Genomic DNA, 13,032 nt, shown 5'->3' on the forward strand with positions numbered 1-13,032 from the left:
AGGGGCGGTTCCGGAGCAATCCGGGGCCGCCCCTCACCCCATTCTGGGGACCGGCCGCGGACCTGCCTCCCGCCCGTCCGGAGCAATCCAACTCCCCCCCCGACACTCGACTCCCGAAGACAGCGAGCCGGTGCCATTCCGGGCCAGCTGACGACCGGAGCAGCGCGCCGTCAGCATCCCGGCCGGGGGCGCCCCCGGCCAATGCAGTTGCTTTTGAGCTACAGAGATCGTTGCGCCGCGTGTGACGGGTTGGGGTGTGGGGCAACGGGTGCGGATCGGGATCCTGACGAAGGTGTTCACCGCCGAGCTGGTGGACGCAGCGATAGCCGCGCACGACCGGGCCGAGCAGCGCCGCCGTCTTCTGCCGGCTCGGCTGGTCGTGTACTTCGTCCTGGCCCTGTGCCTGTTCGCCCGGGATTCGTACGAGGAGGTGCTGCGGGTGCTGACCAGCGGTATCCCGGGCAGCCGGGCCCTTGTGCGGGTGAACCGGTCGTCGTTGTGCCGGGCTCGCACCCGTCTCGGCGAGGACGTCCTGGAGACCTTGTTCCTCCAGGTGGCTGGCCCGCTTGCGACCCCGGGCACGCCCGGTGCGTGGTGGCGGGGGCTGCGGCTCCTCGCCCTGGACGGCACCCAGTTTGATCTCCCGGATTCGACGAGTAACGGCGACACCTTTGACGGCCCCTCCACCACCGGCGGCGTCCCCTTCGGATTCCCCCAGGTCAGGGCGGTGGTCCTTGCGGAGATCGGAACGCACGGAGTCCTGGATGCCCGCCTCGGCGGCTACCGTGACGGCGAGCGCAGCCTCGCCTACCCGATGGCCGGCTCCACCGGCCCCGGCGACCTGGTCATCGCCGACCGCGGCTTCTGGTCGGTCGAGTTTACTCACGCCTTCACCGTGGTGGGCGCGGATCTGCTGGTCAGGCTCCAGTCCAACCACCTTGGAACCATCCAGGAAGAACTTCCGGACGGCTCGTACCTGTCGATGGCGCGACCGGGAAAGGATGTCCGGCTCCGAGCCGCGCGAGAGGGCCGAACGCTGCCCAAGCACGTGATCTACCGAGTCATTACCTTCGCCAAGGGCGACAAGGTCACCTACCTGGGCACGACCCTGCTGGATTCCGAGCAGTACCCGGCCGCCGAGCTGGTCGCGCTCTACCGGGAACGCTGGGAGATCGAGCTCGCCTTCGACGAGATCAAGAACCACCTCGGGCCGGGCGGCCCGATCAGGTCGCGGACACCGGAGGGCGTCCGGCAGGAACTGTGGGCCTACCTCGCGGTCCACCACGCGATCCGCCAGTTCGCCCACACAGCCGCCCTTGGACGACCGGCTGTGGACACCGACCGTATCTCCTACCTGAAGTGCGTCCGCATCGTCCGCCGCAGCGTTCCTTCCCAGCTCGGAGCTACCGCCACCAAGCTCGCCCGCTCCTTCGCCGAGGCCGGGCGGGAGGCACGTGCACGCCTCCTCCCGGCTCGGCGCAGCCGGGACTGCCCACGCGCGATCAAGAAGCCGAACCGCTGGCCCGTGCTGAGGACTCGCGCTAGACGCGGCACCGTGCAACCCGGCCGCTGGGCGCACAACCAGACCTCGAAGCCGAGGAGCACCCGCCGGGCCGGAAAACCAGCCATCAAGGGAACGTAAGCGCTGCACCGCTGCCTTCTGCTTGCCTGACGTCCGTAGGCGCCTCAGCTCAGCTCAGTTGCTGCGCTTGAACCTGTTGAGGTCGCAGACGTCTGGGTCGCCCCGGTACTCATAGAGGCGAGGGACTCGCCGACTTCCGTCGACATACAGCCCCGTGCCGTAATAGCCCCCCTCCTCCGAACTGTTCCAGTAGCCGCTGATTGTGTGGAACGTCAGCGAGATGGGGTAATCGACGCTGTCAGTGCTGGTCAGCTCCCACGTCCCGTTGCCCTCTCTCTCCTCTGGTGGGCCCTCTGTACCCTCAGGGTCCGTCGGCCACCCCGTAGTCGTGAACGTTCCATCACCCTTGAGGGTCACAGAACGGTCTGCTGCATCTTGATAGGTGCCGACCAGATCCTGACTGGCCAGCTCGTCCGGCCGCTGGCCCTCCCCTGGGCAGGGTGAGTATCGGGCGAAGCACCCTGTCGTGGTCGAAACAGCGACCAGAGTTAGTGCCCCCACAAGGCCGCCGAGTCTTCGATTCATGTTCTCCCCTGCACGATCGAGAATCTCCTTGAGACTGCGCCGGAGCAGCAGGTGCCGCCCGCTCGACTACGGCTTGCCCGGCACTATCCGCTCCATCATCGCCGTAACGGCCGCCAGCACAGTGGGCGGGCCAGTTGAGGTGACTTCTCATTTCTCGACCTCAGCGGCATGGTCGTTAACGCAACTGCATTGGCGCCCCCGGCCCCCGGCCGCCGTCACCCCCGTCCGGCCGGATCGGACGGTGAGACGACGAAGGGTCCTTGACGGGCGCCGCAGACTTGGACCGTGACCATTCTCCTCGTCTTGAACGCGGTTCTCGCCGCGGGTGGCCTCTGCTTCGCGATAGTCGCCGCGCTCCGTCCCTCGGCCCTCGTCACGGAGGACGCGGACGGAGCCGGCGTTCACTTCTACGCGCGGATGTACGCGGCCAAAGCCGTCCCGCTCTGCGTGCTCGCCGCCGTCGTCCCGTTTCTCGCCACGGGAGCCGTACCGGGCCTGTGCCTGCTGGGCGCAGCCCTCTCCCAGGTGACGGACGCGGCGATCGGGCTCGGGCGACGCGACCTGCGCCAGGTCGTCGGCGGCACCGTCGCGGCCGTCGTGCACACCCTGCTCGCCGTCCTGATCTGGTGACGAGCGCGATCAGGCCGCCCCTTTCGGGAGTGACGGGTCGGGTGGCCTCAGCTGAACGGTTCCCGAGTGAATGCACCTCTGTAGCGTCCGGGCGGCTCAACTCGCCTCGATACGGCGGCCCGTGAGCCGCACCGGGTCGATGCGTACCCACAGATCGCGGTCACCGCCCGCCCAGGGCTTGGTGTGCGCCTGGCGCTCGTACTCCTCGACGGCGCCGACGTCGGTGACCCGGCGGGCCGGTCCGACGGCGAGGACGCTCCACCCTTCGCTGCGGGCCTCGTCGACCTGGTCGACCTCGAACGCCGCCTCGACGCCGTCGCTCAGCGCTGCCGCCGACCCGTGGCCCGTTCGGAAGACGATCCCGCCGTCGACGACCGCGTAGTTGACCGGCAGGATCGCGGGCCCCTGTGTCGTGGTGACCGCGACGCGGCCGACGCCGTGCGTGGACATGAGCGCCTGGCACTGCTCGGGCGTGAGCTTGAGCAACGTCGGTCTGGCGGCCGCCACTCCGGTGCCTTCGGGCAGGTCGACGCCCCCTCCGCGCAGCCGGGACACCGACGTGTCGAGCGCGTCCGCGACCCGTTCGAGGAAGGTGAGCCCGGGGGCCGCGGTGGGTTGCGACTCGACGTAGCGCAGGTATCCGGCCGGGATGTCCGTGCGGTCGGCCACGTCCTCGACGCTCAGGCCCAACTCCTCACGACGGCTGACGAGCCTCCGTCCGATGTCTCCGGCGGGCATCGCCCTCACATCCTTTCGCTGTCGGTACTCCGCCGGACCCGGCCGGAGGGGGCAGGTTCAGTGACACAAGCGTGCCGCGGGCGCTCTGCGAGGGGCCATTGCACGTCGGCTACGCCCCGTGGACGGTCCTCTGCTCGGCGTTCCAGTCGCGGGGGCCGATGTGGTTCCAACGCGCGGAGCCCCAGCGGTCGGTGGAGGTGGGATCGACCAGCGCGCTCGCCGTGTGCAGGTCTCCCGGAAGGGACGCGGTTGCCATCATCGCGGCGGCGTGGCGGGGGTCAGTCTCAGGCGGTACGACGAGCAACTCCCGGTGGCCCGGCCCGTAGGAGAAGAGGTAGATCACGTGGGGGTCCTCCTCGGCGTCGAACCAGCCGAGCCGGACCGAGTGCGATCCCACCGTGACGTGCGGTGGAATGCTCGGCCACAGACGCCGGTTGACCGTCGCGTGCGTGACACGGCCCCACCGGTGATCGAGATCCCTTACCAGCGGCGGCAGTTCACGCTCGAAGTCACGTGACCGCGGCCACCAGGCTCCGTCCAGCCGCGACGTCGCGCCCGCCGGGGTCACGGTCAGCCGCAGCTCGTCACCGTCGCGCGTGGGCCCGGCCGTCCGTCGCGCCGGGGAATACAGTTCGCTGTCACCGATGGTCATCACGTGTCACCGCATCCGCCTGGGCCGTCACCTGTACGGAGGCCGCTCTCCCGACCCGGCCGACCCCGAGCGACGCTCCCTGCGCCGTCTTCTCAGAGTACGCCTTCCTGAACAAATCACCGCTGGGGCGGCGTCGCCCCGACCGACCGGCCGGGCGGTCGTCGGGGCTCCGCTCTCTGGTTCCACGGGCGCGAGGTCCCGCGCACGGGCTCGCGACCCGGTGATCCGGAAGGCGCTCGTCAGCTGGTCAGTGACTCCTCCGCCTCTTCGCGGGTGGGCCAGTTGTCCAGGCGTTCCCTGGCGACTTCCGCGCGGCTGCCGGCCGGGTCGGCGGGCGCCGGGAGGGAGGGCGTGCGGACCGGCGACGGGGTGCCGGGTTCCGGGATCACGGTGTCGACGGAGAACGCGGGGCGCTTGCCGGCGGGGCGTACGCGGCGATTGCCGGACGCCTCGTCGGTGCCGCCCACGTCGTCGGCGTTCCTGCCCTGGCGTTCGAAGAAGCGGAGCATCTCGACGGGGAACGGCATCACGAGGGTGCTGTTCTTCTCCGCCGAGACGTCCACCACCGTCTGGAGCAGCCGCAGTTGGAGCGCTCCGGGGGTGTCGGCCATGTTCGCCGCGGCGTCGGTCAGCCGCTGGGACGCCTGGAACTCTCCGTCGGCGGCGATGACCCTGGCCCGGCGTTCCCGCTCGGCCTCGGCCTGCTTGGACATGGAGCGCATCATCGAGTCAGGCAGCGCGATGTCCTTGATCTCCACGCGTTCGATGCGCAGGCCCCACGGCTCCTCGGTCGGAGCGTCCATCACCTTCTTCAGATCCGCGTTGATGTGGTCACGGTCGGAGAGCAGCGTGTCCAGGTCGGCCTTGCCGATGACGGAACGCAGTGAGGTCTGGGCGATCTGCGAGACGGCACTGGGGTAGTCGTTCACGTTCACCAGGGCCTTGACGGGGTCGACGACCCGGAAGTAGACGACCGCGTCGACGGTGAGGGTGACGTTGTCGGCGGTGATGGACCGCTGCGGCGGGATGCCGAGGACCTCGGTCTGCACGGAGACCTTCCGCATCCGGTCCCCGAACGGACGGATGAGGTGCAGGCCGGGCCCGCGGATGTGGGGCAGCAGCCGTCCGAAGCGGAACACCACGCCCTTCTCGTACTGCTGGACGTCGCGCACGCTCAGGGCCAGTGCGATGAGCACGGCCACGGCGAACACCGCCAGCACGGTGATCAGAACACCCACGGTTCTCACATTCCCTATGTTGGTGACGGCCTGGGACCGGATGGTCCCGGGAAGCTCAGGGCAGGGGAGGACCCCGGCCTGTCGGGTGCGGTACGGCGGCCGGGGTCCTGGGCTGCTGTCGAGATCGCGTGGTGCGTACGCCCGGGTCAGCCGGGCGCGGTGTGGAGCGTGCCGGTCCGTACCGGCCCGCGCACGCCGGTGACGGTGAGGATCTGCTCGGCCGACAGGGCGTTGCCGTCCCGCACCGCCATCTCCATCGCCGCGTGCGCGGGGCCCGGACGGGTGCCGGGCGGGATCACCAGGAACAGGAAGTGGTCCTGTTCGCCACGGGTGACGATCATGGTGTTGTCGCTCACGGCGGACCAGTCGACGCGGACCATGTGGTCGCCGACGTGTACATGGCCCGGCGTCTCGTCCCAGTCGCTCGCGTCGAGCCCCACCCTGGCCAGCGGGCCGAGCCTCGCCGTCAAGGCGTCGAGCAGCTCCGACAACTGGCTCGCGAGGTCGCGATTGCGTGGCCACCAGGCGCCGTCGAAGGCGCCGGTGCGCGTGGCTGTCGTCTCCCACCGCAGCACAGCGGTACCGGGAACGACGGGAACCCCGCAGGTGTCGGCGAGCAGCCTGACCGTGATCATGGCGACCTCGTTCGTCTCGCCACCGACGGCATCCTGCCGCGGCCGGGACGAGGAACGTTCTTCGCCGGGAGCGACACGGGCACGGGCGCCGATGTACGGAAGACCCTCGGTGCCTCCACCGTACTCCGCCGAGATCCCGAACCGCCTCGGTGCGCCCGCGGCGGGCGGCGGACCGTGCTCAGGCTCCCTCGCGTGCGGCGGCTCGACGATCACCGGTGACCTCCCGGTGCGGATCCTGGCCGGCGCCCGCACGTCCGTCGGACGGGGGTCCGGGCTCTCGCGGCCCGCACCCCCGCCCTTCTCCGTGCCGGGGCGCTACTTGGCATACGTCGGCGCTACTTGGCGTACATCAGGGTGCCGAAGCCGAGTTGGTCGAAGCCGCCGCTCGTCGAGCCGTAGTCGCCTCCGCCGCCTTCGGGGCGTACCGACTCCGCCATGGCCTGGATGTACGGGACGGAGAGTCCGCGGCGCTTCGCGTAGTGGTAGTACAGGATGTCCCACACCGGACGGAGTTGGCCGCGGCTGTCGGTGGCGATCACGGTCTGCGACTGCTGCGAGCAACTCTGCCCGGTGCCCCAGGTGTACGTGGTGAAGGGCACGTCCTGGCCGAGGTTGTACTTGGCGATGTACTGGGCGCACTTCATGACGCGGTTGTTGTCGTAGCCGTACAGGTCGTCGCCCTGGGACCAGGCCATCTCGCAGAACGTGGCGAGCTGGCCCATGCCCATCATGGTGTGGCCCTGGTCGCGTCCGCTCTCCTGGTACTGGGCGAGGCCCTGGTCGGCGTAGACGAACGGGATCGCGTGGGTGACGGAGCCGTTGCCCGCGCCGTTCTTGAAGTAGGTGACCGCCTGGTCGTACTTGGCCGCGTCGTCGCACAGGATCCCGATCGCGAGGATCGAGTTCATGGTGCAGAGGTCCCAGTTGGCCCAGTAGTTGGTGACGCAGGCGGTGTTGTGGTTGAGGAGGAAGTCGTTGTTGAGCGGATAGAAGACGTCGAGCATCATCGTCTTGAACCGGTCGAGGTCGAACCCGCTGTAGCCGCGCATCAGTTCAGCGGCGTTCGCGAACTGGTAGCCGTAGATCCCGGCCGCCAGGAACCGGTCGGCGTTGCCGGTCACGGTGGTCAGTTTCGCCGACCACGCGTTGAGGATCTTGACTGCCGTGTCCGCGTTGGCGGTGGTGCCGCCGATCTTCCAGCGCAGCGCGTTCTGGTAGGCCGCGTGGATGTCGTTGTACAGAATCCCGTAGTTCTCGCCGGTCCCGCCGCGGATGACGGTGGCCTGGGGGTTGGGCGTCCAGGAGCTGGCCGAATGCGCGTTGGCGACCAGCCGGTTCCAACCGGACAGCCAGGGCTCCTTGCCCGCGGCCACGTACACCTTGGCGCGGTTCAGTTCGCCGTAGGCGTGCAGCATGCCCGGGTGGGTGAACGTCGCCGGCGCGGCGCTCGCGGTGCCGCCGGTGAGCGCGGAGGCCGAGGCGCCGACGGCGAGCGCGGCGGAGACTCCGCCCACGGCCTTCAGCAGGCCCCGACGGCTCGGCCCGGCGTCCTGAGAACTGATGGGGGAATCGGTGCGGCTCATGAGGATGCGTCTCCCATGCGGTGGAGGGTCCAGGTGGGGGTGACGTGCGGTGGGGGTGACGTGAGGGGGGTGACGTGAGGGGGTGACGTGCGGTCAGGGTGACCTGTGGATAGGGCGTCGCCGAAGAGGGCGGGGCGGCCCGCGAGCTGGTCCGGTCGACTAGGAATCGGTTACTACGTCGAGTGAGCAGAGCTTCTTCCTGTCTCGAAAGCGCGTCAAGTCTCCTGACGTGCTTTCGAAAAGGACGGGTCACCTCATCGACATGAGTCGAGTCGCGGGAAGTCCGCCCCCAAGGTCCTGACGATTCGCTCAGCGGGAGGAGTTCTCCCAGCCCAGAGATGGGATGCTCTCGGCATCTCCTCGCCCCCGGGCCACCGGCGGGCGCGCTCCGAGCCGCAGGGTCGAGAGCCGCACGCGAGCAGCCCGATCGTCGGCGAGGACAGAGATCGTGTCCGAAATGTGGACCGTCCGGACGGAAAACGATTGCCGAACAGGCGTCAACCGACGCCGACAGGCACCGACATCGGCGGTTTCCAGGGCGGCGACGCGGACGCTCCCGCCCACCGTGAACTGCGGGTCGACCAGTCGACCGGTCCGTTTAATTCCCCTGCGGCACCCTCAGCCCCTCGCGCACACCCGCACGCGGGACCGTACGTCCGGCCACCCCACGCTCGGCACAGACCCGTTGGGCGGCCCCGCGGGGGCGTGGTCCTACGGCGAGGTGGTCCGCGCCGTCCTCACGGGGTCGGGCGGGTGGAGTGCCTGATGACCAGTTGGGTGCTGAGCACCACGTGGTCGTCCCCCGCGAGCCGTTCCGAGCGCCCGAGGGCCAGGCGTACGGCGGTCACGCCCAGTTCCTCGTACGGCACCCGCACCGTGGTGAGCGAGGGCGACAGGTCGGCCGCGAACGGCACGTCGTCGAAGCCCACGACCGACACGTCCCCCGGCACGTCGAGACCGGCCTCGCGGAGGGCCGCGAGCGCCCCCACGGCCACCATGTCGGTGCCCGCGAAGACCGCCGTGAACTCCAGTCCCGAGCGCAGCGCGTCCCGGGTCCGCTGATAGCCCGAGACGCGGGTGTACAGGCCCGCGAGGTCCAGTTCCTCGGCGTACGGCACGCCGTGCGCGCGCAACGCCTGCTGGTACCCGGCGCGGCGCTCCTCGGAACTGCTCTGCTGGGTCTCGCCGCCGAGGAAGAGGATGCGCCGGTGTCCCGCGGTGAGCAGATGGTCGGCGGCCTGGAAGGCGCCGCCCTTGTTGTCGTACTCCACGACCGTCACCGGGAGACCCCCTGGCAGCGGCGGACGCCCGCACAGCACCAGCCGGGAGCCGGCCGCGTCCAGGGCGGTCGCGTACTGCGCCATGCGCCGGTGGTAGGCGTCGTCCGGCACGATTCCGCCGACGAGGACGACCGCCGCCGCGTGCTGCTCACGCATGAGCTGCACCAGGTTGTCCTCGCGCCGGGTGTCACCGTGGGTGGCGCAGACCAGGCTCAGCCGACCCCGCGCGGCCGCCTCCTGCTCGACCCCGGCGGCGACATGGGCGAGCGAGGGCCCCGTGATGTCCTGGATGACCAGCGCGATGGGGCCCGCCACCTGGCCGGACAGCGCCTTGGCGTGCACGTTCACCACGTAGTGGAGTGACGTCACCGCCGCCATGACCCGGGCCCTGGTCTCCTCGGAGACCGGGTAGTTCCCGGCGAGCGTGCGGGAAACGGTTGCTACCGACACTCCCGCTTTCGCGGCGACGTCCCTGATCGTGCTGGGCTTGTCCTGCCCGGCACTGCCACCCCGACGCCTGCCGTTCCCTGTCCGTCGGCTCGTCGCGCGAGCTCCGGTCTCCTGATCCGTCACAGCTCGACGTTACTGCATCCGCAGCCGCTTGAGACGAGCGGCGGCGAGAACCCTCGGCGATGGGACGGCAAACGTATTCTCCTTGCGCCGACCAGGGACGTGCGCGGGTGGCGGCCCCGCATCGAGGCCGGGGCCGCCACCCGTTCCCATGGGCCGTTACCGGGGGAGCGAGGAGAACCGCAGCAGCTGGACCTCGGCGATGTTGGCGTTCCCGCCGTGCTCGTCCAGGACGCGCAGCATCGGGATCGACTGGTGCTCAGCCGGTGTGAACAGGTACCACTGCTGGTCGCTCGTCGCGCCCGAGACGGTGAGGAACGTCTTCCAGGTCGCGCCGCCGTCGGTGGAGCCCTGGAGGACCGTCCCGTTGGACCGGCTCGCGTACCCGGCACGGGGACGGACGCGTACGCCGTCGAAGTCGAGCGAGGAGCCGTCGGTCGGCTTCACCGTCACCCAGCCGTTGGCGGTGGTGGTGTCGGTGGCGGTGGTGACATCGCCGTCGAACATGCGCCAGCCGTTGGCGGCCGTCGTGCCCGTGCCCGGCCACGGCGGGGTGGACGCGTCGACCCACTCCCGCGCGACGCCGACCGTCACCACGTGGGTGTTCCACAGGTCGAGCGAGGACCCGTCGGTGGTCCCGGAGACCGTCGAGCAGACCTGCCCGCCGGTCGTCACACAGTCGGCGGTGAACCGCAGCGCGCGGCCGAAGGCCACGTCCTCCGGGAGCACCGCGGTCGCCTTCCAGTGGGTGTCGTCGGTGCGGGTGACGGTCGCGTCGACGCCTTCGACACGGACGTCGACCGCGGCCGGCGACCTGGCGGCCACGAGGTCGAGCGTCACGGTGTCACCGTTGACGGCCCGGCCCGCCACGGGGTTGTCGGACGAGAGCTTCACCGACGAGAAGACCTGCGCCGTCTCGAACCGCTCACCGTGGATCCGGAACTCGCTGAACGACGAGATCCCGGGGTAGCTCGGGTCGGTGGGGACGCCCGGGTGGTCCACCTGGATCTTGAAGAACCGGAACGACAGGTCCTTGACCGCCGCCCGGACCGGGATCGTCTCCATCGCGAACCCCGGGGTCGTGTCGGTGGTCTCGCGCGAGGTCAGCAGGGTCCAGCCCTGGCCGTCGTTCGAGCCGTAGACGTTCGCTCCCTGCGACCGGTTGCCGAAGTTGTACCGGGCCTGGAGCCCGAACGCCTCCGCCCGCACCCGGAATCCGGCCCCGAAGTCGACGCTGGACGGGGCCCGCAGATCGCCTGAGGTGGTGTTGATGTCACCGTCGACCAGATTGGCCACCGACGTCGCCGAGAGCGCCGACGTCACCAGCGAGGGGTAGTCGAGTGAACTGTCGTCTGCGAGGACGGGGTTGAGCGGGCGCAGCGCCTTGACCGCCTTCTGCACGGTCACCAGACCGTCCAGGAACGCACCGCTGTCGGCGGTGTCGATCGACGCCCGCACCGACGCGACGGCGGCGTCGAACGCGTCCCGGGTCTCCTCGACGTACGCCGTGCGGGAGTTGAAGCCCGACTGAGCAGCCGTCAGCGCGCGGGCCCGGTCGGGCGCGACGACCAGACCGACGTTCAGGACGGTGGTGGTGGTGCCGTCGTCGGCGACCACGGTCCGCTCGACCTCACCCTTCTGTGCGCGGGTGGGCTTCCAGCGGAACGCCCCGGTGGCCGTGTCGACCGTGGCGCCCCCCGGCAGCCCGTCGGCCTCGTAACTGACGCTCTCCGCACCGGAGTCGGCCGCCGCGAGCGACCGTTCGAGGGTCTCGCCCGCCACCCCGATGAGCGTGGTCTCCTGCCCCTGCGGGAACGTCGGCGGGGTGAGCTGCGCCTTCGCCCGGAGGTTGACGCTGTCGACGTCGACGCTCACCTTCGACGAGCCGACGACCGTGTAGTACGCCAGGTTCTCGCCGCCGGTGCTCCCGGGCACGAGCGCGTAGTCCATGTCGTAGGTGACGTACCGCCACTTCCCGTGCGTGTTAGGCAGGTTCACCGTTCGGTAGGGAGCGAGCGCCATGTTCTTGCGGATCTCAAGGGTCGCCTGGCCGCTCGTGCGGACCAGGACCCCGACCGGGCTGTACCCGTCGCGGCTGTCGTACATCAACGTGCGGACCGCGATGCTGGTGCCCTTCTTCGAGGCCCGCATCCGGACGACGTCACGTCCGTCGGCCACGTGGTCCTTGGAACGGCTGTCCAGGGCGATGCTGCGATCCGCCACCCGTACGGCCGAGTCGGCCGACAGCGCGGCCCGCGTCTGCCCCGCGACCTGCCGGGGCAGCGAGAGCCAGTAGTCCGGGTTGTAATCGGGGTTGCTGTTCCAGAAGTTGTAGGCCTTCGTGCCCCAGTAGAACTTCGGGCCGTCGGCCTGGTCGCGCATCCTGGCGACGTTGGGGGCCTCCTTGCGGACGTCGACGCCCAACTCGTACCTGTAGACGTCGTACAGCTCGTCGATCGGGTCGAACTGCCGCCCCCGGTAAGCCTCCGAGAGCTTGCCCGGACCGCCGGTGGTGTCGATCCACTTGATGGTCCTGCCCATCATGTAGGCGTAGAAGGTGTCCGCGCCCGCGAGCAGCCGGTTCTTGCCGAACGCGTAGGCGGAGACGGCGTTCCTCCTGGTCGACGGAGTGCCCTTGACCGGGTCCAGCTTGGTGCCCTGCACCGTGATGATGCGGGCGATCTCGGACAGGGCGTTGATGCCGTCCCAGGCGTGCGCCTGGTCGCGGCCCATCTCCTGCTCCTGGACGAACGCGCGACCATAGGGGTTCAACGGGTCCTTCTTGCCGATCTCACGGATCAGGGAGATCAAGGAGCCGTTGGTGTGGGGGTCCTTGTTGGTGGAGTTGACCGAGAACCACTCGACGCCCTCGTTGTAGCCGGCCCGGTCGTCCGTGAAGATGTAGCCCGCCAATTCGCCGACGATCGGGTACGTCTGCTGGTTCATGAAGAACGTGTTGCCGTACAGCAGGGTCCTGATGACCGGGGTGATCAGATGGCCGGCCAGGTTCTCGCTGTCCGCGGCGGTCCAGGACGTGTCATAGCCGTCGGTGCCCGCGTTCACGCTGGAGTAGCGGAAGATCTCGGCCGCGGCGAGCATCCGCATCAGGGGTACGCCCGCGTGGATGTGATCGTCCGGGTAGGGCGCGTACTTGGCGGGGTCCATGTGGGACCAGGTACGGATGATGTGCATGCCGTTGGCGCGGTAGGCGGGGTCACCGGTGATGTAGTACTGGATCGCCTGGGTGTAGGCGCCGAAGGCGTCCGTGATGAACTTCGCCTCGACTCCTTGGGAGTTGAACGCGTCCGTTGCCGGAACGTCGACCCCCGAGCCGCGGTTGACCGAAGTGAGCGACCTCGAAGCGTAGTTGGTCTCGATCATCGCCGCGTAGTACGAGGACCACGGCTCGACACCGCCGAGCACCTGCTGCCGGGCCCGCACCAGACTCGACGCGCTCACGGCGATCCCGGGATGCACGAACCCCGCGCTACTGGTGACCTGCTTCAGCGTGACGCCGGGGAAGGCGTCGGCTGCGGGAT

At 69.5% G+C, this 13,032-nt stretch carries 10 protein-coding genes; 2 read left to right on the forward strand and 8 right to left on the reverse strand.

All coding sequences use genetic code 11. The features are described 5' to 3' along the window. Window positions 1-268: 268 nt before the first annotated feature. On the forward strand, window positions 269-1,642 hold the full coding sequence (locus DDJ31_RS33945; protein ID WP_276319297.1) for an IS4 family transposase: 1,374 nt from the start codon (window positions 269-271) through the stop codon (window positions 1,640-1,642). A 54-nt stretch (window positions 1,643-1,696) separates the two neighbouring features. Here DDJ31_RS33945 and DDJ31_RS33950 read toward each other — a convergent pair whose 3' ends face one another. Continuing rightward, the gene (locus DDJ31_RS33950) at window positions 1,697-2,167 is read right to left on the reverse strand and encodes a hypothetical protein (protein ID WP_127176587.1); all 471 of its coding nucleotides are present in this window, start codon (window positions 2,165-2,167) and stop codon (window positions 1,697-1,699) included. A gap of 285 nt (window positions 2,168-2,452) precedes the next feature. Here DDJ31_RS33950 and DDJ31_RS33955 point away from each other — a divergent pair, with 285 nt between their 5' ends. Continuing rightward, window positions 2,453-2,797 carry a hypothetical protein gene (locus tag DDJ31_RS33955; RefSeq protein ID WP_127176586.1) on the forward strand — a complete coding sequence of 115 codons (345 nt, stop codon included), beginning with the start codon at window positions 2,453-2,455 and terminating at the stop codon, window positions 2,795-2,797. 96 nt (window positions 2,798-2,893) lie between these two features. On the opposite strand, the gene DDJ31_RS33960 is transcribed toward DDJ31_RS33955, so the two are convergent. The 7 genes from DDJ31_RS33960 to DDJ31_RS33990 all read right to left on the reverse strand — a co-directional run bounded on the left by DDJ31_RS33960 (window position 2,894) and on the right by DDJ31_RS33990 (window position 12,952). Next, on the reverse strand, window positions 2,894-3,535 hold the full coding sequence (locus DDJ31_RS33960) for a helix-turn-helix domain-containing protein (RefSeq protein WP_127176585.1): 642 nt from the start codon (window positions 3,533-3,535) through the stop codon (window positions 2,894-2,896). A 109-nt stretch (window positions 3,536-3,644) separates the two neighbouring features. After that, complete coding sequence (locus tag DDJ31_RS33965; RefSeq protein ID WP_127176584.1) at window positions 3,645-4,187, reverse strand: DUF5994 family protein; 543 nt, start codon at window positions 4,185-4,187, stop codon at window positions 3,645-3,647. A 239-nt stretch (window positions 4,188-4,426) separates the two neighbouring features. Further along, window positions 4,427-5,416, reverse strand: coding sequence for an SPFH domain-containing protein (locus DDJ31_RS33970; protein WP_431029132.1), 990 nt, complete (start codon window positions 5,414-5,416; stop codon window positions 4,427-4,429). A gap of 155 nt (window positions 5,417-5,571) precedes the next feature. Continuing rightward, a complete protein-coding gene (locus tag DDJ31_RS33975) occupies window positions 5,572-6,060 on the reverse strand; it encodes a DUF5994 family protein (protein ID WP_127176583.1) in 489 nt (162 codons plus the stop codon). A 335-nt stretch (window positions 6,061-6,395) separates the two neighbouring features. Further along, the gene (locus DDJ31_RS33980) at window positions 6,396-7,643 is read right to left on the reverse strand and encodes an alginate lyase family protein (protein WP_127176582.1); all 1,248 of its coding nucleotides are present in this window, start codon (window positions 7,641-7,643) and stop codon (window positions 6,396-6,398) included. Between the two features lie 737 nt (window positions 7,644-8,380). Next, window positions 8,381-9,496, reverse strand: coding sequence for a LacI family DNA-binding transcriptional regulator (locus DDJ31_RS33985; protein WP_127176581.1), 1,116 nt, complete (start codon window positions 9,494-9,496; stop codon window positions 8,381-8,383). Between the two features lie 156 nt (window positions 9,497-9,652). Continuing rightward, window positions 9,653-12,952, reverse strand: a complete 3,300-nt coding sequence (locus tag DDJ31_RS33990) for a putative Ig domain-containing protein (RefSeq protein ID WP_127176580.1) — start codon at window positions 12,950-12,952, stop codon at window positions 9,653-9,655. Window positions 12,953-13,032: the final 80 nt, after the last annotated feature.

This window comes from Streptomyces griseoviridis (genome assembly GCF_005222485.1).
Taxonomy (GTDB): domain Bacteria; phylum Actinomycetota; class Actinomycetes; order Streptomycetales; family Streptomycetaceae; genus Streptomyces; species Streptomyces hintoniae.